General features: G+C 72.3%; 15 protein-coding genes and 1 pseudogene. 7 read left to right on the forward strand and 9 right to left on the reverse strand.

What is annotated here, in order from left to right:
- The coding region (locus ACZ6O2_RS02235) for a hypothetical protein (RefSeq protein ID WP_466021714.1) at positions 1-341 on the reverse strand (341 nt) is incomplete at its 3' end.
- A 476-nt stretch (positions 342-817) separates the two neighbouring features.
- Here ACZ6O2_RS02235 and tnpA point away from each other — a divergent pair.
- Positions 818-1,249, forward strand: coding sequence for an IS200/IS605 family transposase (gene tnpA, locus ACZ6O2_RS02240; RefSeq protein WP_466021715.1), 432 nt, complete (start codon positions 818-820; stop codon positions 1,247-1,249).
- Positions 1,250-1,359: 110 nt separating this feature from the next.
- On the opposite strand, the pseudogene sigJ reads toward tnpA, so the two are convergent.
- From sigJ to ACZ6O2_RS02260, 4 genes and pseudogenes are all read right to left on the reverse strand, one after another.
- Positions 1,360-2,293: pseudogene (sigJ, locus tag ACZ6O2_RS02245) on the reverse strand (RNA polymerase sigma factor SigJ).
- Positions 2,294-2,474: 181 nt separating this feature from the next.
- Positions 2,475-3,413 (reverse strand): replication-relaxation family protein, encoded by a 939-nt coding sequence (locus ACZ6O2_RS02250; RefSeq protein WP_466021716.1) that lies wholly within the window; start codon positions 3,411-3,413, stop codon positions 2,475-2,477.
- A gap of 437 nt (positions 3,414-3,850) precedes the next feature.
- Positions 3,851-4,681 (reverse strand): DUF2637 domain-containing protein, encoded by an 831-nt coding sequence (locus ACZ6O2_RS02255; RefSeq protein ID WP_466021978.1) that lies wholly within the window; start codon positions 4,679-4,681, stop codon positions 3,851-3,853.
- 947 nt (positions 4,682-5,628) lie between these two features.
- Positions 5,629-11,547 (reverse strand): AAA domain-containing protein, encoded by a 5,919-nt coding sequence (locus ACZ6O2_RS02260; RefSeq protein WP_466021717.1) that lies wholly within the window; start codon positions 11,545-11,547, stop codon positions 5,629-5,631.
- A gap of 861 nt (positions 11,548-12,408) precedes the next feature.
- Here ACZ6O2_RS02260 and ACZ6O2_RS02265 point away from each other — a divergent pair.
- Both ACZ6O2_RS02265 and ACZ6O2_RS02270 read left to right on the forward strand, forming a co-directional pair.
- Complete coding sequence (locus ACZ6O2_RS02265) at positions 12,409-12,804, forward strand: hypothetical protein (protein WP_466021718.1); 396 nt, start codon at positions 12,409-12,411, stop codon at positions 12,802-12,804.
- Positions 12,805-12,902: 98 nt separating this feature from the next.
- Entirely contained in the window at positions 12,903-13,667 is a 765-nt protein-coding gene (locus tag ACZ6O2_RS02270; protein ID WP_466021719.1) for a hypothetical protein, read from the forward strand.
- A gap of 37 nt (positions 13,668-13,704) precedes the next feature.
- On the opposite strand, the gene ACZ6O2_RS02275 is transcribed toward ACZ6O2_RS02270, so the two are convergent.
- Positions 13,705-14,886 carry an aminoglycoside phosphotransferase family protein gene (locus tag ACZ6O2_RS02275; RefSeq protein WP_466021720.1) on the reverse strand — a complete coding sequence of 394 codons (1,182 nt, stop codon included), beginning with the start codon at positions 14,884-14,886 and terminating at the stop codon, positions 13,705-13,707.
- 404 nt (positions 14,887-15,290) lie between these two features.
- Between ACZ6O2_RS02275 and ACZ6O2_RS02280 the strand changes: the two genes are divergently transcribed.
- The 4 genes from ACZ6O2_RS02280 to ACZ6O2_RS02295 all read left to right on the forward strand — a co-directional run bounded on the left by ACZ6O2_RS02280 (position 15,291) and on the right by ACZ6O2_RS02295 (position 19,941).
- On the forward strand, positions 15,291-15,542 hold the full coding sequence (locus ACZ6O2_RS02280; RefSeq protein WP_466021721.1) for a putative ATP-grasp target RiPP: 252 nt from the start codon (positions 15,291-15,293) through the stop codon (positions 15,540-15,542).
- 165 nt (positions 15,543-15,707) lie between these two features.
- The gene (locus ACZ6O2_RS02285; RefSeq protein ID WP_466021722.1) at positions 15,708-16,688 is read left to right on the forward strand and encodes an MvdC/MvdD family ATP grasp protein; all 981 of its coding nucleotides are present in this window, start codon (positions 15,708-15,710) and stop codon (positions 16,686-16,688) included.
- A complete protein-coding gene (locus tag ACZ6O2_RS02290) occupies positions 16,685-17,791 on the forward strand; it encodes a TIGR04500 family putative peptide maturation system protein (protein ID WP_466021723.1) in 1,107 nt (368 codons plus the stop codon). The genes ACZ6O2_RS02285 and ACZ6O2_RS02290 overlap by 4 nt, the downstream gene beginning before the upstream one ends.
- Positions 17,791-19,941, forward strand: a complete 2,151-nt coding sequence (locus ACZ6O2_RS02295; protein WP_466021724.1) for a peptidase domain-containing ABC transporter — start codon at positions 17,791-17,793, stop codon at positions 19,939-19,941. The genes ACZ6O2_RS02290 and ACZ6O2_RS02295 overlap by 1 nt, the downstream gene beginning before the upstream one ends.
- A gap of 95 nt (positions 19,942-20,036) precedes the next feature.
- Here the strand turns inward: ACZ6O2_RS02295 and ACZ6O2_RS02300 are convergent, their stop codons facing one another.
- The 3 genes from ACZ6O2_RS02300 to ACZ6O2_RS02310 are packed head-to-tail and all read right to left on the reverse strand — an operon-like array spanning position 20,037 to position 22,476.
- Positions 20,037-20,720: an ankyrin repeat domain-containing protein gene (locus tag ACZ6O2_RS02300; RefSeq protein WP_466021725.1), complete on the reverse strand. Its 684-nt coding sequence runs from the start codon at positions 20,718-20,720 to the stop codon at positions 20,037-20,039.
- On the reverse strand, positions 20,717-21,349 hold the full coding sequence (locus ACZ6O2_RS02305; protein ID WP_350703065.1) for a response regulator transcription factor: 633 nt from the start codon (positions 21,347-21,349) through the stop codon (positions 20,717-20,719). Before ACZ6O2_RS02305 ends, ACZ6O2_RS02300 begins: the two co-directional genes overlap by 4 nt.
- Positions 21,346-22,476 carry a sensor histidine kinase gene (locus ACZ6O2_RS02310; RefSeq protein ID WP_466021726.1) on the reverse strand — a complete coding sequence of 377 codons (1,131 nt, stop codon included), beginning with the start codon at positions 22,474-22,476 and terminating at the stop codon, positions 21,346-21,348. Before ACZ6O2_RS02310 ends, ACZ6O2_RS02305 begins: the two co-directional genes overlap by 4 nt.
- Between the last annotated feature and the right edge of the window lie 123 nt (positions 22,477-22,599).

Consider the following 22,599-nt stretch of genomic DNA (forward strand, 5'->3'; position numbering starts at 1 on the left):
GCCTCGGTCACGATCTGCTTGGCGATGCGATGGTTGGTGTCGGCCGCGAACCGGGCTTCCTTACGGCGGCGGGCCTTCAACAGCCGCTTGGCCGATTTGGTGCCGATCCGCTGGAGCTTGGCCCGTAGCCGCTGGTTACGGTGACGCACCCGGTTCAAACCCTTGCCGCAGTGCCGGGTGCCGTCGTTGGTGGTGGCGATGTTCGCGATGCCCAGGTCGACGCCGAGGAACCCGTCAGGCTCCTTCACCTCAACATCAGGGATGTCGCAGGTGGCGTACAGGTACCACTTGCCGTCACGGTGCACCAGGTCGGATTCGCCCTTGCGGTGGGCGGACAGCACCGCGTACTGCTGCGCGGAGCAGCCGAATCGGATGCCGGCCTGCCGCCCCGCCGTCGTCCAGATGGAGACCGTGCGGGACCGGATCTGCCAGGACAGGCAGCGGTCGTCGAACGGCTGGGAGGCGTCCCGACGGAACCTGATCGGCTTTCCCTCAGCGTTGCGGCGACGTTTCGACCCCGGTTGCCGAGGTTCCCGGCGCGGATGTTGGCGTTCAGGGTGGCGTACGCGCCGGCGACCTTGCGGGCGACGTGGATCGCCGGCTGAGCCGACAACCCCATCGCCTTCAACCGCCCGTACGTGAGCCGCTGCAACCCCTGCTTGCCGAACACCCGCCCCCGGTACGCCTCGCCGGAAACCAGGTTCGCGGCCTCGTTGCACAGGCCGAGCGTGTTCCGTAACGCCGCCTCCTGGCCAGCGTTGGGGAACAGGCGCACCTGCACGACCAGTTTCACGTCCACAGTCTATCATTCTTGTCTATGTCACCCCGATGGGCCCCAGACCCCGATGTTCGCCGTGGCCGGAGCGTCGTGCACAACCTGCACGTGCATCTTGTCTTCGTCACCAAGTATCGGCGGGACGTGCTCGATGACGCCATGCTCACCCGGTGCGGGCAGATCATGGCCGGCGTGTGCGCCAAGCTCGGTGCGGAACTGCGGGAGTTCAACGGCGAAGACGACCACGTCCACCTCCTCGTCCACTACCCACCGAAGCTACCGATATCGACCCTGGTCAACCGGCTCAAAGGCGTCTCCGCGCACTACCTTCGGCAGGAGTTCACCGACCGGATCAACCAGCACATCACGCACGGCCACCTGTGGTCGCCGTCGTACTACGCCGGATCATGCGGTGGAGCACCCCTATCCGCCATCCGCGAGTACATCGAAAACCAGAAACGTCCAGGCGCGTGACGCGACTCCTCCCGGCCCTGAAGCGACCGGGATTCCTCGCTAGGCCACGTTGAACCGGACGGCCCGCCGCCTCCTGACAGGAACAGGATGTGAAGCGCCTCACACGACGGTCAGAACGCGTTGAACAGGGGCTCCCCATGGCTGGCGGCCGCCCAGCGCGCGGTCGCGCGTTCGAGCTTGTCGGGGTTGACCTGGCTGCGGAAGGCGGCGATGCCTCGGCGGTGAACTCCAGGCAAATGACGCCGATAGCCCGGCCGCCCACGACGGCGGGGTCACCGTTGGCGGTCCAGGCGTAGACCTCGGGCGCACCGCCGACCAGGGCACGCTTGACCTCGCCGGGTTTGAACAGGCCCCGCAGGAACTTCGCGACCGCGACGGCGCCCTCGAACGCCTTGGCGCGGGCCGGGACCTTCCCGCCGCCGTCGCCGATCGCGATGGCGTCCGCGGTGAGCAGGCGCACGAGCGGCTCGGTCTGGCCGCTGGTGGCGGCCGCCAGGAACTCCTCGACGATCCGCCGGGCAGCGGCCTCGCCGATCTCGGTGCGCGCCTTGCCGTCCGCAACGTGCTTCTTGGCGCGGTGGAAGATCTGCTGGCTGGCGGCCTCGGTGATGTCGAGGATCTCCGCGATCTCTCGGTGCGGTAGTCGAAGGCCTCCCGCAGCACGTACACCGCCCGCTCGTTCGGGGACAGGCGCTCCAGAAGGGTGAGGACCGCGTACGAGACCGATTCGCGCTGCTCGGCGGTGTCGGCCGGGCCGAGCATCGGATCCCCGGCGAGCAGCGGCTCGGGAAGCCATTGACCCACGTAGGTTTCGCGGCGCGCCCGTGCGGAGGTGAGCTGGTTGAGGCACAGGTTGGTGAGGACCTTCGTCAGCCACGCCTCGGGCACCTCGATGCGGTCGACGTCGGCGGCCTGCCAGCGCAGGAATGCCTCCTGCACGGCGTCCTCGGCTTCCCCCGCAGATCCGAGGAGGCGGTAGGCGATGGCCTCCAGGCGCGGCCTGAAAGCCACGAACCGGTCGACGTCGTCCGCGGTAAGGGGCATGGTCCGAGCCTAACCAGCTACCTCGACTCCGCACCGCCGGCAAGCCACCTGTCGTGGCCCTACCCTGGCCCCTGCTGTCCTCGCCACACGGCACGTCAACGGCACGCCGGTCACACGACCTCGACCGACGTTCCCGGGCAGTACATCCAGGCCGTCCGATGTCGTCTGCCTGGCTGGGCCATCAGGCCACCCGCTCATTCGGGCGGGACGCGGTGGGTGTGGGGAATTCTTGGTCGTGGTGGGTGTCGGTGTAGGGCAGGTCGACGAGGCGGTGGCGGCCGTTGCTGCGGCCGGCCAGTTGCCAGACCTGCTCGGCGGGGCTGGTGCGGGTGGCGGTGCGGAGTTCGGCGGTGGTGGTGGCGATGGTCGCTGTCAGGCCGATGTCGGCGAGGCGGTGGTGCAGGTTCGTCTCGCGGCGGGCCGACGGTAGATGGAACAGGACCGGCCATGCCCAGGTGCTCATGGCGTACAGCCGTTCGTATTTGGCGATTTTCTCGGTGAGGATGTCGAGGCGTTCGCTGCCGGTGTCGTACTCGAGGAAGAACGGCACCGAGCGGTCCTGCTCGGTCCACACCCCAGCGCCGTCGGGTCGGGGCAGTCCTGTCGGTCCGTGGACCATCATCCCGGGGTTGCCGCCTTCACGGTAGAGCGCTCCTGGTTCGTGGAAGGCGGACGCGGGCTGCCAGCGGTCCAGGCCGGTGTCGGGGTGGGTGCGGGAGTGGGCGGCGAGGTCGACGAAGACCTGGTTGCCGCCGAGCAGGTGCGGCAGGTCCCGGCGCGACGTGAGGGCTTGTTTGCGGCGGCGGGCCTGGTCCCGGCGTGGTCGTCCGAGTCCGCGTTGGGCGTGGACGTGGTCGTAGCCGAGCTGATCGAGGACGTAGTGGTACGGGTACGAGCCGCCGTAGGCACGGTTGGGCCGGAACCGGTCTGTGGCTCGCAAGGTGGTCAGGCGGCGTAGACGGCGTTGGGCGAAGTCCAGGGATGGGAACAGGGCGGTGGCGATCTGGTCGGTGGTGAGGACTCCGTGGTCGTAGAGCCAACCGAGGAGGCGGTCGTCGCGGGCGGTAATGCTGGCCTGCAGCCGCAGCAGCGGATCCGACGTCTGTATTGGTTTACGCATGGGCAGCCCCTGGGGGGAGACCCCAGACTGGAGGGTCTGTCTGGAGCGGCATCGAACCGCTGAGAGCGGGGTTGACCTGGGCTGTGAGCGGGTATGGGGGGTCGTTTTGGGGGTCAGGATCAAGACGGACGGTAGAACGGAGACTGGCGCTGACACCGGCACGGCGGGCCACACCGGGTCCGTAGTGACGGTGCCGTGAGAGCGTGCGTGAGCCGAGCCGGTGACGCAGGTGAGGATCGCTGTGCGGGGTCATCATCGTTTTGCTCCAAGGTCAGAGGTACGGGTGGACGTGCGGTGCGCGCACCAGCCGTGGCGGCGGGCGGGAGCGCATTGACAGGTCTGGTCAGGCTCTGTCAGCTCGCGAGCCTCCTGACAGACGCGCACGCTGGTCTGACAGCGGCGACTCGGTCTGACCGAAGCCGCAGAATCGGGTTCTGTCACGCGGCCTCCCGCGGTGACAGGTGCGGTGCCGGCGGGATGGTCTCGGTGCGTAGGACGCGCACGAGCGCCGAGGCGGTGGCGTTGGACAACTGATGCCCGTCAGCGCGAAGCTGCCGGGCGAGGGCCTTGCGGGCCAGCGGCGTCCCCTCGGCGGCGAGGGTGCGGGCGGCGGTCCGGGCGGCCGGGACCAGCGCGGTGACCTCCGGACCGCCATCGTCGGGCGACGCCTCGTTGGTCCGGCGGTCCGGGACCGCCGGAGACTGGTCCGCGACGGCGGGGACCGCAGTCGCGCGGTCCGGGACCACAGTCGCGCGGTCCGGGACCACAGTCGTACGGTCCGGGACCGCAGTCGTACGGTCCGGGACCGCAGTCGCGCGGTCCTGGACCGCAGCAGCGGCCACGGGGACCGGCGGGCCGGTGTCCGGGATCGACGCGTCGACGGTCAGTGGCGGTCCGGGCTCGGCCCGGACGGGCCGGACGGTCGAGTGGGGTGGGGCGGGGTCGGCGCGGCCGAGGGCGATCTTCACCATCGCTAGAAAGCCCAGGGCCGGCAGGGCGGCGGCGATCCAGCCGATCACTGACGCCTCCGCCTCCACCACCTGCGCGGCCAGCGACAGCAACACCGCCACGACCAGCACCGCGGCGGGAAAGGCGACGCTCTTACTCAGACGCCGGTTACGGCGCAACTCCAAACCGGCGGCGATCGACGTCAACTCGAGGACGACGGCGTCGGCCCAGGCCAGCCAGCCTGGCTGGCCGTGCCCGGCGGCGACGTCATGCACGTGTGTGAAGGAGGCCGCGCCGGCCGCACCGCCGATCAACAGCATGATCGCCACCTGGGCCCGGTTCTCCCACCGCTCCCGCCTTGTGCCCAACTCGGGCGAGCCGGGGTCACTATGGTCAGGTGTCGCCAACGGCCCACCACCTGTGGTGAGGCGGCGCGTGCACGGCCGCGTTCGGCGTTGTCGTGTGGAGGCGGGCCGCGACGGCAGCCGCCGGTTCGGTGTGGTTGTTGTGTGAGGTCATGTTCTGCTCCAAGTGGTTGGTGAAAAAGTTCGGCTTCAGGTGGTTAGGGTTCCGTCCCAGGTCGCGCCTGCCCGGCTCCGGTCAGTTCCCGGGCAGGCGCGACCCTGCCGGGTGACACCCGGCCGGGCGGACCGCTGGTGTGTGCAGGGGAAGGAAACGTCACTGAGGTCGAGTCAACGAACACGCCAGCCCCACGCAGGGCAGGCATCAGGGCAGCAGGCGTCGCCACAACCCGCACAGCAGGCTGCGGTCAACACGCGGACACCGGGCAGACGGCCAAGCCGAGCCACAAGAGATCAGAACTCACACCACCGGCCGCGCTGCACAAGCGCCAAGGGTGGTGCGGCGGCTCAACTCGCCGACGAACGATCCTTCATGCGGGTCCTCCCATCTCTTCACGCCCGCATCGTCGGCGCGAACGACAGCAGGCACCCCAACTGGGGAGTGCCTGCCCGCTGCATGGATGGCCGACCGCGCCAGTTGGCGCTGCGGGAACGCGTCTCCATTACGCCCCGGAAATCGGATGGAGTCAACCTCCGATTCGCAACGGATCGATCACCGAGTCTTGCCATCGATCCTGCCGAGTGCTATTGAGCCCATCCAATACGTCACCCGGACTGCATCGCGCTCCAGGTAGAGCATTTCCCGCAGCTTGCCATAGAGCAGTCCCGCTCTCTCACCTAGGTCAACATAGAAACATGGTGATCGACATGCGGGTGCCGAGGTATGACCTGCGGTCGCCCTGAGGTCAGAACGTGTGCGCGGAGGCGTCCACCACCCGGTTGCTGGCGATGGCGAGTTCCTCGTCGGTGAACAGCCGCCGGAACCGTGGCCGGATCACCACCGCTTCGGCGGTCAGGTCCACGCGCCCCCGCTCCCACAGCGCGGTGAACCCGTCGGAGACCACCGGGTTGTGCAGGAGCTGCCGGGCGGTGGCGAGCCCACCCTTCTCGATCACCATCCGCAGCAGCAGGCTGGCGTGGTAGTTCGCCTCGTCCCGTGCCCGCTCATACGTGCGCACCATCGCCTCGTGGAACGCGGCTTCGAGCGCCCGGCGGTCGGCCGAGACCTCGACCGGATCGACCGCCGGCTCGGCCTTCCGGTCGTACGCCCGCACCATCGCCCGGTGCAGCGTCTCCTCCAACTCCCGCCGCGCAGACGTCCCCTCCCCCGCTGGTGCGGGGCGCCACTCGGCCGCGCCACGCTGCTGCGGGGTGGACTGGCCCGGCGCGGCCGGGCGAACGTCGCGGCTCTCGCCGCCCGACAGCCGCAGGAGCCGGGTGACGCTGCGGAAGCGTACGGCGGCGGGGCTGGTCGCCGGAAAGTGTTGGACCAGGCCCACGTGCCGACCACGGCTGTCCTCGACCGGCATGTCGCGCTTCATCGACGCCGCGGCAACCACCGCCTTTGCCTCGTGCGGGCGCACCCAGCAGACGAGCCGCGCACCGTTCGGGTGTGCCCGCTCGACGCGGACGTTCGCCCGGTACTTGCGCGCCTCGGCGGAGGCACTGTCGTAGTAGCGGGCCCACCCCAGCACCTTGCCGTCGTGCCGCACCGGCACGTCGCGGCAGTGCTGGTAGCTGTCCAGCGCGGCCACCGCCTCGTAGGGCCGCAGCCAGGCCACGTTCCGGTAGCCCGCAGGCACCGGCACCATCCCGTCGTCCGTCGCCTGTGTCGCCTCGTTGGCCGCTTGCGCCGCCGTGACCACCGCAGGCAGGGCCGCCGCGATGGCCTTCGACGGCACAACCACCGCAGGTGCCTGGTCGTCGCCGCTGGCAACCGGCACCGGGCTGGCGGTCGGCGCAGGCCGAACAGGCCTGACCGGGGCGGGCGTCGAGGCGTTCGGCGGTACGGCGGGCGCTTCCGCCTTTCCGAGCGCGTCGTTCGCGGGCGTGACGGGCGGGACCTCAGCGCTGTGCTCGGCCGGTCGGCCTGGCGGCTCGTCCTCACCCCATCCCGCGCCGGCGTCCGGCTCGTCGGCCGCGCGTGCCGCCGTGAGCACGGCGGGCATGGCCTCCGCCGGAATGACCCTAGACGGCACGATCACCGGACGTGGCTGCTCCGCAACGCTGCCCTGCGACACAGGATTGGGGGGCGATGGCGACCGGACAGGCTCGACAGCGGCGGGCGCCGGGATGCTCGGCGCGGCCGGCTCCCAGCTTGGCGTCACGTCATCATCAGAGGAGGCGGCGGGAGGAACGTCCGGTAGGGGCGCGGCCACCGGCGCCGGCGGTTCGACGCAATCCGGCCTCACAGGGACGTCCGGCTCGACCTCCGGCGGAGCGGCATCGCGCAGCGGAACCGCTGCGACGAGAGAGGAAGACCGCCGTTCAGATGCCGGCGCCGCCTTGACGACCTCCACGTCGATGACCGGCGCGGCCGTCGGGGACGCAACCCCGATGCCCAGTTCCTCGATGCGCTGCCACAGCGGCTCAAGCGCCGCCTCGGGATCGCGACTGAACACACTTCCCCGGATCCGGACGAAGACGCAGTTGCCGACCCGCTCCAGCACCGCCTGCCGGCGCATGTCGCTCTCCCACTGGTCCGGCCCGTGGTAGGCGTCGCCGTCGCACTCGATGGCGAGCCGCCGCCCCTCCGGCGCGGGCAGGACGAAGTCGATGCGGTACCCGCCGATGCGGAACTGCGGCAGCGGCCGGTAGCCCCGGCGCAGGATGCGCCGCAGCACTGCGCGTTCGAAGTCGCTGTCGCAGCGCTTCTCCAGGTCGTCGTACGCCTCGTCGGCGGCGGTGACGTTCTGGCAGTAGGTGAGCAGCAGCCCTCGGGCGTCGTCCTCGCGCAGGTCCGCCGGCTGCACGGAGTGGAAGACCCAGAGCTGGTCGCGGGCCCGGGAGGCGGCGACGTTGACCCGCCGGTGGTGGTCGCGCTTGGTGAAGGCGGAGACGACGCCGTTGTGGGGTGAGACGACCATCGACACGAGGACGATGTCGCGCTCGTCGCCCTGGAAGGTGTACGAGTCGCCGACGCGCAGCCGGCGCCGTTCCATCTCCTCCTCGCCCACCACCTCGCGCAGGCGGGTGAGCAGGTAGATGGCCTGACCGCTGGTGCTGAGCAGGCTCACCACGCCGATGGTGCGCCCGGCGTACGCGGGGTTGGCGACGATCGCGGCGACCCGCTCGACGAGCGCCTCGGCCTCGGCGACGTTGACGTTGCCGTACATGGTGAGGTCCTGGCGGATGCCCTCGGGGACGTGCACGGCGATGACGGGCTCGCCGATGCCGGCGGGCCGGTCGGTGCGCAGGGGCTCGATCTCACCGCCGTAGTAGGTCTGGCTAGAGAAGCCAATGATCGCCGGTACGGACCGGAAGTGCTCGGTGAGCAGGATGCGCTCGGGCGAGCGGCGTACGGCGTGGTCGTAGAGGCTGCTCTCGGGGTCGAAGTGCTCGGCGGAGGGCACGTCGACCAGGTGGGAGTTGATCAGGCCGGTGACCGTGCCGACGAACGACAGCTGGGGGCCGATCTGCTGGTCGTCGCCGACGACGACGGCCCGTTCGGCGAGGCTGAGGATCGGCAGGGAGAACATGTCGGCCTGGGACGCCTCGTCGACGATCACGACGTCGAAGTGGGCGCCGCCGGCGAACTGCTCGATGGCGCGGTCGACGGACATGACCCACACGGGCACGGCGTCGACGGCGGCGTTCATCGCCCGCTGGGCGTGGGCCTGCCACTGGGCGGCGTTCTTGCCCGTACCCTTGCCGATCTTGCGCAGGGCGCTGGTCCAGTCGGCGAGCGCGGCGCGACGTCGGTCGTCGAGGGCCTTGGAGACCTCCAGCCAGGAGGAGGCGACGACGAGCTCCTGGGTCAGCCGGCGGATGCGCTCCCGCGTCTGTTCGATCCGGCGCCCGAGGGCGACGGGGTCGACGCTGCCGACGACGGCGTCGAACCAGGTCTGCGCCCGGCGCCACTGCCAGCGGTGTGGGCAGTCGGCCCCGGTGCCGCCGAGCGCGGTGGCGGTGCCGTCCTCGATCTGGGCGGTCCAGCCGGGCGCGGTCGACCGCAGCCGCTCCGCGAGCTGGGTGAAGCGTTGCGCGTCGGGGCGCAGCGCGGCGAGTCGGCGGACCTCGGCGAGGATGCCGTCCCAGCCGGCGAGGTCGGCCCGCTGGCGGGTCTGGTCGAGCAGCCGCCACAGCTCGCTAGCGTCGGTGCCCGACATGCCCTCCTGAAGGGTCGCGCCGAGGGTCCGCTCGTCGGCGACCAGCCGGTCGTAGTCGAACACCGTTGCGCACCGGGCGACCAGGTCGGTGAGGGCGGTGAGCCGTCGTACGTCGACCGCCTGTTCGGCCCGGGGGACCAGCCTGCGGACGGCGGCGTGCAGGGTGGGCCAGCGGCGTCGGTCCCAGTCGAGCGCGGTCGCCGCGTCGGTGAGCAGCCGCCCCACCCACAGGTCGGGCTGGTCGCCGAGATCGGTGGGCAGGTCGAGCAGTTGCCGCCAGTCGGTCCAGCGGGTGTTCAGCTCCTGCCGCAGCCGCCGCCGGGTGACGTACGCGACGACGATGTCGACGTCGTCGGTGGTGCGCAGGGCCTCGCCGTCGATGCGGCAGTCGGCGGCGAGCCGGGCGAGGGTCCCCTTGAAGAGCCGGTTGACGCCCTTGCCGGTCGCGAACCGCTGCCGCAGCTCGCCGAGCTGGGCGAGGAGGCGGCGCGGCTCGGCGAGCTGCGCCTCGGGGACGGTGACCTGGTGACCGGCGAGAATCCGGGCCGCGGCGGTGAGGTCCGCCAGCGCCCGCTGGCAGGCCGCCACGTGGTCCTGCCACATGGTCTGCCAGTTCGGGTCGGCCTGCAGCAGGGTGGCCAGCCGGTCGGTCCACGCCCCCTCCCGCCCGGTGAGCAGGGTCAGCGCCTGACGCAGCTCGCCGACGAGGTCGTCGAGCGCCTGCCGGCCGATCGCCCGTACCTCCGGCAACACCACTCCGGCGGCGCCGAGCCGGTCGAGTTCCTCGCGGGCGGCGGCGAGTGCGCGCCGCCCGGCGAGGACGGCCGCTTCGGTGGGCAGCTCGGCCGCCGTCGGCAGGTGCCGCAGCGCCTGCGCGCGGTCCTGCGCGACCGTACGGCGGGCGATGTCGAGCAGCTCGGTGAACTCCTCGACGCTCAGCGGGGCGTCCATGTCCGGCGGTACGGCGTCGGGGATGTCGCCGTAGCGGTCGGCGCGTTCCCGCAGCCAGTTCCCGACGTCGCTCGGAGACAGCCGGATGCCGTCGATCTCGTAGTGCGCGGACTCGTTCTCGGCCATCGTCCGCAAGCCGCCGAGCGCCTGGCCGAGGTCCCGCTCGGCTTCCTCCAGTTGCCGCCGCAGCCGGTCGACCCGCTGCTGTTCGGCCCTCTTGTCGAGGGTCGCCCCGCGGTCGGAGAGTTCGCGGGCGGCGAGTTGGAGCTGCACGAGCTGGTCGGTGGAGCGGCCCAGCACCGCCAGGCACAGCGACTGGATCTCCTGCGGCAGGCCGTCGCGCAGGACGCGCAGCGGGTCCTCCTTCTGCGCCACCACGAGCACCCGCTTGCCGTGGGCCATCAGATGGCAGATGAGGTTGCGGATGGTGTGGGTCTTGCCGGTGCCGGGCGGCCCCTGCACGGCGACGTTGCGGTGCTGCGCGAGCCGGCGGGCAATGGACTCCTGGGCTTCGTTGGTCGGCAGCGGCATGAGCAGCCGCTCACCCAGCGGCGCCCACCGCGCCGGCTGGTCCTGTGGCATCTCCAGCCGGCTCGGCTCGTGCGCCAGGATGGCGGCCAGCGAGCCGATGGTCGCGGTGTCGCCGGCGAGCAGTCGGGCGCGCAGCTCCTCCAGGAAGCGGCGCAGCATCCGCTGGCGGGGGCGGAGGAAGAGCACACCCGTGTCGTGGACGTGCGGGCCGGCGGGCGCCGCCGCGCCGCTGTCCCGGACGACGGGGTCGTGGCCCAGCCGGCGCAGCGCCCGCTCGAAGAACTCGACCCGGTCGAGGTCCTGCCACACGTCGAGGTCGAGCTGACCGCCGGAGCCGGCCAGCGCGAGCAGTTGGCTGAGGTAACGCTCGTCGAGGCCGGTCAGCGGGTCGGTCTGCAACCGGGCGGCGCCCTGCGGCACCACCGTGACGATGGACCGGTCGGCGTCGAACTCGATGGCGACCGGTGTCACGACCAGCGGGTACTGCACCCGGTGCCCGGCGACGTCGGTGCGGATGATGCCGTGGCCCCACACCAGCTCGTGGGTGGCGGCGTTCATGTCGACGCGGTGCTTCAGGTCGAACAGGCTCCGGTGCAGCTGCCGTGCCGCCTCCGTACGCCGGGCCTGGTCGGCCCACGGGCGCCATTCCCGCTCCCGCCACTGCGCGAACCGTTCCTGGAGCCGCTCGATCGTCGCCTCGTCGGCGACGAGCCGGGGTTCGGTCGCGTACGACGGTGTGCCGGCCAGGTACGGGGCGAACTCGCTCGGCGTCCTGATCGGCTTGGCGGGGGCGGGCAGGCCGACCCGTAGCCAGCTGGCGCCGTCGGTGGAGACCCCGACCTCGCAGGCGGTGTGCATCGGGAAGTCGTGCTGCCAGAAGGCGTCGGCCGTGGGCACCGTACGGGCCGGCTTCTCCATCTGGGCCCGCACGGCCATCAGGTACTCGACCAGGGAGGTGGCCCGGTCCAGGATCAGGGCGGGCGATTCCGTCGAGGACGTGGAGCGGGAGAGCATGCGGCACCTTTGGTTCTGGGTGGATGGACCTGCCACGGCGAGGTCGGCTCAACCTGTCGTCAGGAGAACTGGCCGACCCTGCCCGATCGGTGAGCGCCGCCCGGAGGGCGCGGATCGGGCATGGAGAGACGGACGCCCGACAGGAGCCTGTGGCGGGGACGCGGCCCCGTGACGCCACGGCCAGCCCGCCGGTCGCACCAGCTGACAGCACCTCCGCACAGGCGCACAGCTCCCACCTCCCCACTGGCGGTCCCCGGACCCTACCCGCAGACCTCCTGCCTGCGGGACCCCTCGTGTTCCGCCGATCGGCCGGCCTCGACCGGCCTCTTCCCGCCGTCAATTGCCTTCGAGGATAAATTTCCTCAGAGCAACTACTCGACAGCGATCCACACCTCCATGCCCAGGAACAGCGGTTCCGGGCATCGCCCTCCGCAGCTTCCACCTCGAGGACGTGCCACGCACGCCTATGGAGCACCACTGTCGGGGATGCGACAGCGCACGGATCAGGCACCTTGGCGGGCGCCGCGAGCCGCGATCACCGGAGAGCGCCGGTGCAGAGCCAACCCGCTCGGGATCGCACCTTGGCACGGCAGCCCGCCACCGCGCACCACTCCTCGTAACGGACCTGCCAGCAGCCGCGTCGAGCCCTCGGCCAGCCACAGCACGTCGAACGCCGGATGCCCGACGAAGGCATCGCCCAGTCGATGACGACATGCCGGCCGGCACAAGCGCACCGAATACGCCGCATCACCCGGAGCCACTGTCGGCGGCGATGCCGCCGCGGGGCACGCATGCCTGGTACAGCCGTAACGAGGCGTGCGCGGTCTTCGGGATGCCCGACCCTTCCGTAGCGTGCGGGCTGTGGATGAGAACGAGTGGTTCCGCCGCCACGGCCTGCACCCCGCCGACCTCGGCCCGGTACGCGAGTTGCTGGCCGAGCTGAGCGAGCAGGATTGGGAAGCCGACACGCTCCTGATGCGGCTGTGCTGCATCCAGCTCTTCAACGCCGGGCACCTCGACGACGTGTTGCGCATCTGGGACGCGAAGGAGTCGAGCTTCGACGCGCATTGCTCGATCGACGTGCAGTTGCTCTGCGGCGCCGGCCTGGCCGAGACGAAGGCCTACCTCGCGGCGCATCCGTCGCCGGAGGCGGCCGACGCGCTGGAGTGGCTGCTGGGCTGTGAGGAGACTGGCGACTTCGAAGGGTTCTCGGTCACCGGGCGGTCAGCCATGTACGCCGACTACTACCGGGACTGACCCCAGCATCCCGCCTCGGGGCGCAAAATCTGCCAGCCGGTCGCTTGAGTCGCCCTGCGATGCTCTCCACGGCGGCCTGACGAGATCGAGGTATGGGCATGGAGCTGCGCAAGAGCCGGCGCCTGCTGGTGGCGGGCATTGTGTTCCTGGCGTTCGGCGTACTCGTGCTGCTGTGCGCAGCGGGCAGTTCTTCCCCTTCCGTCGGCGCGTGGCTCTTCGGTGGGATCGTGGCGCTGATGGGCGGCGCGTTCGCCGTCAGCGAGCTCAAGCCGTTCAGGTTCCACATCGGGGCCGACGGGCTGACCCTGCGGCTGGCCCGGCTCGACCGGCTCGTGCCGTGGGCGGAGATCGACTCCGTCATCCTCGACGAGCCGGTACCGACGCCCGGTGGCAGGAAGCCGACGTCTCCGTCGCTGTTGCTGGTGCCGGCCGCCGGATCGACCATCGATCGCCCGCATACCGGCCGGAGCCCGCTCGATTGCCGGCCTGCCCTGGTCCTCCTCGACCTCGATGACGTCCGGCAGTCGGCAGACGAGGTGGCAGCCGCCCTGACCCGCTTCGGAGGGAGTCGTTTCACGGACGTCCGGCAACTACGCCGGGAGCGGTTCGACTCGCCCGACTTCACCATCGGGCTGCGTGGCTACGACCCGGCGCGGGTGGACGAGCTGATCCGGCGGGGTCAGGACGCGCTGATCTCGGGCCAGACGTCGCAGCGCTACGCGGCCAAGGCCGAGCTCGACAAGGCGCGCATCGCCCTGCCTGTCGCCACGCGCGGATACAACTGCGCACAGGTCGACGCGCTGCTGGAGGAGCTTTCCGCCACGCTGGCGCGTTGGGGTGACGAGGGCGCCGAGCCCGAGTGAGTGGATCGCGTTCGGCGGGTCCGGCCGGACGTGCGTGTCACGCCGGCGCGGCCACGGCCCCGAGCGCCTGCTTCAGGCAGGCGTCGACGTCCGTCGCGTGGTAGACCCGCTCGCTTGCCTCGATCCCGTCGAGGAACATCGCGTACACGGCGGCCATCCGCAGCGCCGCGACCGGCCGCAGCAGCTCGACGGCCCGCTCCGGCTCGCACCCCGGCACGTCGGCCCGCCACCGCGCGCACCACTCCTCGAAGACCGAGCGGGCGGCGGCTGCGTCGAGCCCCTCGGCCAGCCGCAGCACGTCGAACGCGGGATGTCCCACGAACGCGTCGCCCCAGTCGATGACGACATGCCGCCCCGCACAAGCCCGGACGTTGCCGGGGTGCAGGTCCCCGTGCACCAGCGTCTCCGGCAGCCCGCACCGGGCCACCTCGTCCAGCCGCGCCTCCAGCCCGGTCAGCAGGGGCTCCACCGACGAGGTGTCGTGCCCGGAGAGCCGGTCACGGATCCAGCCAGCGAGCTGCGGGGCACGCAGGTCCGGCACGCCCGCCGCCACCAGTTCCGCCACGTCCGGGACGGACCGCACCTGCACCGGGTGGAAGTCGGCGGCCATTGCCAGCCGTTCCTCGACCGGCGCTCCGTAGCGGTCCTCGCCCGGCACGTGGTCGAGCAGCATCCGGCCGTCGCCGGCGGCGGCGAGCAGCGTCGACGTCCTCCCCGGCACCGCGCCCCTGAGCCAGCGCAGCACGGCGGCCTCGTGCCGGAAGAACACGGGCACCTGCTTCAGCCACGCCGTCCCGCCCGGCCCGTCGAGCCGCCAGATCGCCGACAGGTTCCAGGTGCGCTGCTGGGCGGCCGTCTCCGCCGGCCGGCCGAGCCGCTCCAGCTCGGCCGTCGCCCAGGCGAGGCTGCGGGCCGGGCCGCCTGGCTCGGCGTAGGGGGCGCGCAGCGGGTCCGCCGACAGGTCCACCTGCGCCGGGACGAGCGGCGTGGCGGGCGGGTCGCTGACCTGTCCGAGGTACGTCACCGCGCCGCCGACGGTGCGGGTGTCGTCCCCGCTGAGCAGGCGGAGCACGGCGACCTCGACCCCGTACCGCTCGCGGGCCTCGTCGACGACCGGGCCGACGTCCTGCCACCAGGGCGACGGCACTCCGAGCGGCGGCAGGGCGCCCAGCAGCGCTCCGGCGGCATCGACCAGGACGAGGGTCACAGTGCGGGACACGCCGGCACGCTACCGCCGGACAACCGGCCGCAGCGACCGGGTTTGCCCGGCACGCCGTACCGACTAGGCGAGCGGCACGGAGCACCGAGGGCGGCCCCAAGCCCGCTCCACCCACGGGTGGAACGCCTGATTGTGCCCTCCACCCGCGGGCTGATCGGCTGAAGCTGATCTCCACCCGCCGATCAGCCTGCGGACCGAAGACCACGGCGTACCGCGCCCCCTAGCGTCTCTGTCGTCGACGCCCCGCGACTCGAGAACTCCGTGACTGCGACCCGCACCCGCCAGGTGTCGGGGACGGTTCCTGGCTGATCCGGGACGGAGTCCCGATTTTCCCGGGACGACAGCCCATTGGCCTTGGGATATCGGGATGCAGAGACTCGATTGCGCCGGCGGGATGGGGGGCGATGCCCGCCGGCAACGTCCACCGGCTGGGCTGGCTCAGCCGGCAGTCGAGGGCGGCGACGACCGCCCCGAACAACCATGGAGGAAACGGAATGGGCAAGTCCGTGCGTATCGACGACATCCCGGCCGACGGGGTCGAGCTCACCGAGGACGAGCTGGCCAACCTGATCGGCGGTCTCCCGCCGTCGTGGCACCGGTCGTCGAAGACCATCAACATCGACCCCGGCTACACCGACACCGACGAGGACTTCTGATCTCGTCACCGGGTCGGGTCCAGCCGGCCGGTGCCCGCAGCTGAGCAGCGAGTGCCGGCCGGCTGGCCGCTCGACACCGGCCACCGGCAGTTTCCGTCCACGACGCCCGGGTAGGGCGGCCCGCAAGGGGACCCGTCCCGCGCCGCCGGCAGGAGAAACCAACCGATGATTCTGATCCTGACCCAGGCCGACGACGTGCACGCCGACGCGGCCGAGGCGGAACTGGGCCGCCGTGACGCCCGGTGGCTGCGGTTCGACCCCGCGCAGGTGCCCACCAGGGCGAGCATCGCCGTCCACTTCGCCGACGGGCGCGTACGGCGGACGTTGCACCACGAAGGCGGGCAGGTGGACCTCGACGAGGTCAGCGCCGTGTGGTTCCGTCGGCCCGGCCGTCCGGTGCCGCCCGCGCACCTGACCGGGTACCTGGCCGACTTCGTCGCCGGCGAGAGCGCCACCTTCGTGGGCGACGCGTGGGAGACCCTCGACGTGCTGGCCGTGCCGGCGCCACGCCCGGTGGTCCAACGTGCCCAGTACAAGCTTCGTCAGCTGCAGCTCGCCGCTGAGCTCGGTTTCGAGTTGCCGGAGACCGTCGCGGGCAACCACCCCGACGCGGTCCTCGACCTGTTCAACGCCCACGGCGGGCACCTCATCAGCAAACAGGTCGGGCTGAACAGGCTGGGCGGCGGCCTGGTGCGCTACACCGAGCCGGTACGCCACCGGGACCTGGTGCACGTCGAGGGCATCCGGCAGTGCCCGGTCATCGTCCAGTCGTACGTGCCCAAACGGCTGGAGCTGCGCGTCACGGTGGTCGGTGAGCGGGTCTACGCGGCGGCCATCGACTCGCAGCACGCCCACCACACCCGCTACGACTGGCGTCGCTACGACGACAAGAACAGCCGGATGCGCCCCTGGGACCTGCCCGGGGAGGTCGCCGCCCGGTGCGTCGAACTGACCCGACGACTGGGCCTGCGCTACGGCGCCATCGACCTCGTGCTCACCCCCGACGACCGGTACGTGTTCCTGGAGATCAACCCCAGCGGCCAGTACCTGTGGGTCGAGGACGCCACCGGCCTGCCCATCACGGCCGCGATCGTCGACCTGCTGATGTCGGCGACGGCCACCGCGACAACCGGAGGAAACTCGTGACCAGCACCATCGACCGGACGCCCGCACAGCAGGTGATGGCCGCGACTACCCGGCCGGAGGAGACGGCGGCACCGGAGCAGACGGCGGCGCCGGATCCGGCGATGCTCGCCGACGCGGTCGAGACGATGATCCGGCTGTCCGAGGTCGCGGGCGACGGCAGCGGCGACCGGGCCGCCTCTGCTGTGGCCGGGTTGCGTTCCCGGTGGGCCGATGCCCGACTCGACCTGGTCCACGACCGTGCGGCGGACGGCACGGTCAGCTACGACCTGCTCATCCGCGGCGTCGCCGGCACGGTCTCCGTCGCGTTCAGTCCCGCGCCCGCCCAGCCCTGGCCGCTGCGCGGCGCCATGCACTACACGGAAGGCACCCTGCTCCGGGTCGGGACCACCCGCCTCGGTGTCGGCGAGGGCCTGGGCGCGCTGGACTACCTCTGGGGCGAGGCCAAGGTGCTGGCCCGGCTGATCGACACCTGCATCATCAAGGCGGAACTCGAGCGTGCGCCGATCCCGCTCGACGACGCCCAGATCCAGCACGCCGCCGACGCGTTCCGCCGGGCCAAGGGCCTGCTCGACGCCGAGCGGACCCGCCGGTGGCTCGACGCCGTCGGGCTCGACCAGGACGGCTTCGTCGAGTTGGTCAGGCACACGGCACAGGCCGCCGCCCTGCGGCGACGCGTGACCGCCGGCCGGATCGAGTCGTGGCTCGCCGACCACCGCGAGGAACTGACCACCCTCAGTGTCGCCTGGATCGCCGCGACGGGCACGGGCGAACCGGCGCCGGTCCCGGCGGACCGAGCCGCCGCGCTCGCCGCCGTCACGGAAGCGATCCAGCGCGGAGAATCCGCTGGCCTGCTGCGCCTGGCAGCCGTCTACGCCCCCAAGGAGCTGCGGTCGGCCCCCGTCGGCGAGCCCGTCACGACGCGCATCCACGGCACGCCCGCCCACGCCGTCGTCCTCGACCGCCTGCCCGCCAAACTGGACGACGCGGCCCGCCGGCACGCCGAGCGGGCGGTGTTCGACCAGTGGCTCGCCGACGCGCGCGTCGGCGCCGACATCGAATGGTGCTGGCTCGACGCCGAGCGTACGGCCGCGGTAGGGGCCTGATGCGCCGCCGCGTACCGGTGATCCTGCAGACCGCGGACTCCGACTGCGGCGTCGCGGCCCTCGCCATGATCCTGGCGGCGCACCGGCGGCCGGTACCCGTCGCGCACCTGCGGGCCGACCTCGACGTCGGCCGCGACGGCCTCAGCATGCGCGACCTGCGCGCGGCAGCCGTCGACCACGGCCTGCGCTGCCGGGCCGTCGCGCTGGCCGCCCTGCGCACCCGACCGGAACGCGTCCGCGAACTCGCCCTGCCGCTGATCGCCCACTGGCGCGGGGACCACTACGTCGTCGTGACAGGGGCCCGGCGCGGCCACGTCGACGTGATCGACCCGGGCGTCGGCCGGCGGCGCCTCACCCTCGACGAGTTCGCCGCCGGGGTCACCGGCGCCGTCCTGCTGTTCGCGCCGGACGGCCCGGCGCCGGCGTCGTCGGCCCGGCCGGCCGGCGCCGTCCGCCTGCTCGCCGTGCCGCTGCTGCGCCGCCAGTGGCGACTGCTCGCCCTCCTCGCCGCCGCCTCGGTGCTCATGGCCGTCCTCGGCCTGGCCGTGCCGCTGGCCACCAAGACGATCGTCGACAGCCTCACCCGGCAGGACGCCCCGCACACCGTCTGGTTCGCGGCCGTCGCCGCCCTCGCGCTGGCCATGGGCTCGCTGTCGTTGGCCCGGGGCCTGTGCGTCGCCCTGCTCCAGCAGCGCATCGGCGCGCAGCTGGGCCGGGACGCCGTCGCGCACCTGTTCCGCGCCAGCTACCGGTTCCTGGGACGGCGCTTCGCCGGCGACCTCGTGGACCGGGTCCAGTCGTCGCTCGGGATCCGTCACCTACTGGCGTCCCAGTTCATCGCCAGCGGGATCGACGCCCTGCTGGCGGCCGGCTACCTGGTCGTCGTGGCGGTCCTCGCCCCGGCCGTCGCCGCGATGACAGCGGTCAGCATGGTCGTGCAACTCGTGGTCGCGGCGTGGCTGTCCCACCGGATCGCCGCGCTGCAACGGGAGGAGCTGCTCGCCAGCGGGGAGCAGGCCGGTCAGCTCAGCGACGCGCTACGCGGGATCGCCACCATCCGAGCGGTCGGCGCGGAGAATCGCGTCCTGCACCGCTGGTCGCAGGCATTCGACCGGGGCCTTGCCGCCGACCACCGCAAGAGCCGGATGGAGGCCGTGTCGACGGCGGTGCTCTCCGCCTGGCAGGTGGCCAGCCCGGTCCTGATCCTGCTGGTCGCCGCACGCACCACCACCTCACCCGGCACCGCCGTCGGGCTGGCCGCGCTCGCCGGCGCCGCGACCGCCCCGGCGGCCATGCTGGCCATGCGGCTGCCGGCGTTCGCGGTGCTCGCGCCCACCCTCGAACGGCTGGCCGACATCGCCCAGGCCCCGGCGGAGCAGCCCCGACCACGGCCGCCGGCCCCACGACTGACCGGCCGGATCACCCTGGAGGGGGTCGGCTTCCGCTACGACCGACGCTCGCCGTACGCGCTGCGGGACGTCACGGTGACCATCGAGGCGGGCACGAAGGTGGCGGTGGTCGGCGGCTCCGGCAGCGGCAAGAGCACCGTGGTGTCCCTGTTGACCGGCCTGCACACGGCCACCGAGGGGACGGTGCGCTACGACGGGCACGACGTGGCCGAGGTCGACCTGTCGTCGTTGCGCCGCCAACTGGGAGTCGTGCTCCAGGACCCGTACGTGGGTGCGGGCACCGTCGCGGAGGCGCTCCTGCTCTCCCGCCCGGACGCCACCGCCGTGCAGATCGACCGCGCGCTCGCCCTAGCCGCCATCCGCGACGAGCTGTACGCCCTGCCGATGGGTCTCCAGACCCACCTCGGCGACGGCGGCTCCGGCCTCTCCGGTGGGCAGCGCCAGCGGCTCGCCCTGGCCAGGGCGCTGCTGGACGAGCCGGCCGTGCTGATCCTCGACGAGGCCACCAGCGCCCTCGACGTCGTCACCGAGGCGGCCGTCGAGCGGAACCTGCGGTCCCTGCCGATGACCCGCGTGGTCATCGCCCACCGACTCTCCACGGTCGTCGACGCGGATCTGGTCCTCGTGCTCGACGGGGGCCGCCTGGTGGAATGCGGTCCCCCGGCGGAACTCGTCGCAGCCGGTGGCCGGTTCGCCGCCATGGTCGCCGCCTCCGGGGTGCCCGCGCCGGCGATGTCCTGACTCGCAGGGCCGTCCACGGGCAACGGAGGGGGCGGGGCCCCGCAGGTCAGGTGGCGCGGCGGGGACACGCTGCGGCTGCCCGCCCCGGCCGCCGCTCAGCGCGACAGGATGGCGAGAATCTCGGCGTACCCGCGCTGACGGGCGTGTTCCCGGGCGTTGACGCCGTCCCGGTCGGGCACGTCCACGCGTGCCCCGGCGCCGACCAGGATCTCCGCGATCTGCTGGTACGGCCGGCTGCCGTCGCCGAGGATCACGCACTCCAGCAACGCGGTCCAGCCGAGGTTGTTGACGTGGTTGACGTCGATGCCGGCGCGGACCACGCGCCGGACGTACTCGACGTGGCCGCGTTCGCTGGCCGGGATGACGGAGATGCCGCCGTAGCGGTTCACGATCGTCAGGTCGGGGTCGGCGGGCAGCAGCACCTCCAGCATCGCCACGCTGCCGGTCACCCCGGTCACCAGCCACGGGGTGTCGTGCTGATCGTCGAGCGCGTCCGGGTCCGCTCCCGCCTCGACGAGGATCCGGGCGACCTCGACGTGGTCGTTCGCGGCGGCCAGCAGCAGCGGCGTACGCCGTCGGGCGTCGCGGGTCTCGATGTCGGCGCCGGCGGCCAGCGCGGCGCGTACCGCCGTGGGGTCCCCGGCGTCGGCGGCGGTGAGCAGGTCCTGGTCGGCGGTGCGGGGCATGGGTTTCTCCGGGGGTGGTGTCGGGGCGGGCCGGGCGCAGCCGGCGGCCGTGGCGAGGGTGAGGGCGAGGGCGAGCAGGGCGCGGCGCTTCACCGGCGGATCAGCTTCCGCTCGACGGCGGCGTGCACCGCCGCGGTCCGCGAGTCGACGCCGAGCTTGGCGTAGATGCGGACCAGGTGGGTTTTGACGGTGGCCTCGCTGATGAAGAGTTGGCGGCTGATCTCCTTGTTGGCGAGGCCGCGGGCGAGCAGCGTGAGGATCTCCACCTCGCGGGCGCTGAGGGTGGGCTGCGGGCCGCGCATCCGGCCCATCAGCCGGGCGGCGACCGGCGGGGACAGCACGGTCTGCCCGGCTGCGGCGGCGTGCACGGCGCGGAAGAGTTCGTCGGGCGGGGAGTCCTTGAGCAGGTAGCCGGTCGCGCCGGCCTCGACGGCGCGCATGATGTCCTCGTCGCTGTCGTACGTGGTCAGGATCAGCACGCGCGGCGGCTCCGGCAGGGCGAGCAGGTTGGCGGTGGCCGCGGCGCCGTCGACGCCGTCGCCGAGTTGCAGGTCCATCAGCACCACGTCGGGGCGCAGCGCCGCGGCCTGCCGGAGCGCCTCTCCGGCGGTGGCCGCCTCGGCGACCACGGTCATGTCGGGCCGGCCGCCGAGCAGGGCCCGCAGTCCGGCGCGGACCACCGGGTGGTCGTCGACCAGAATCAGCCGCAGCGGCGTGCTCATCGGGCCTCCCGCAGCGGGAGGCTGATCGCGATCGCGGTGCCCTCGCCGGGTGCGCTCTCGACGGCGGCGGTGCCGCCGAGCTGCGTGATCCGCTCGCGGATGCCGGTCAGCCCGAATCCGGTGACGGCAGCGGGGTCGAAGCCGGTTCCGTCGTCGTACACGTCGAGCGTCACCTCCTGGTCGCCGAAGGTCAGTGTCACGGCGGTCCGCCGCGCGCGGGCGTGCTGGCGCACGTTGGCCAGGGCACCCTGGGCGACCCGCAGCAGGGCCACCTCGTCGTCGACGCCGAGCGGCGCGACGGTCCCCACGACGGCGAACCGGACCGGGATGCCGGTGTCGCGCTCGGTCGCCGCGCACAACCGGAGCAGGGCGTCGGTCAGCGTGGCGCCGTCGAGCGCCGGAGAGGCCAGGCCACGAACGAAGCGGCGGGCCTCGGCCAAGTTCTCCCGGGCGGTCGCCGCGGCCTGCCGCACGTGCGCGCGGGCCTGCCCGGTCTCGGTGTCCCACTCCTGGTCAGCTGCCTGGAGCAACAGGTTCATGCTGGACAGGCCCTGGGCCAGGGTGTCGTGGATCTCCCGGGACAGCCGGGCGCGTTCCGCCAGCACCCCGGCCTCGCGCTGGCTGCGGTCCAGCTCGTCGCGCGCGGCCAGGAGGTCGTCGAGCGCGCGCTGCCGGGCCTGGTTCTGCCGGTCGAGTTCGAGGAAGACGACGGTGGTGATGGCGGCGACGCCCACCGGGCCGAGCACCAGGCTGGGGTCGAGCTGGTCGGCCAGCCGGATCTGCGCGACGACGACCGCGCCGGTCAGCAGCCCGACCAGCGGCCAGACCGCGCGGCGCGGGAGCTGGCGCAGGCCGACGAAGAACAGCGGGATCGCCACCAGGGCGAAGCTCGGCGCGGCGAGCACCAGCGCGAGGAAGGCGACGAGCACCGCCGCGAAGCGCGCGCCGGGCGCGCGCCGCCCCAGCTCGTTGATCGCGTACGCGGCCAGCAGCACCCCGGCCAGCGCCAGCACCACGCCGGTGTCGGCGCCCCAGCCGTGGCGTAAGCCGTAGCGGGAGGCGGCGGCGGCGAGCAGGAGCAGAAACCCCCACCGCATCGCCGGGCGCAGCCGGTCCTGCCGTCCCACCGCCCACCTCCGATCAATTGATCTTGACAACTGTCCAGCGTACGGCAGGAACGGGGTGGCCGGTTCAACCATTCGAGGTATCCCGGTTGCATCCGGCGTGCCATGACCGCGCCGCGCGCGGCG

The organism is Micromonospora sp. NPDC048040, assembly GCF_055587185.1.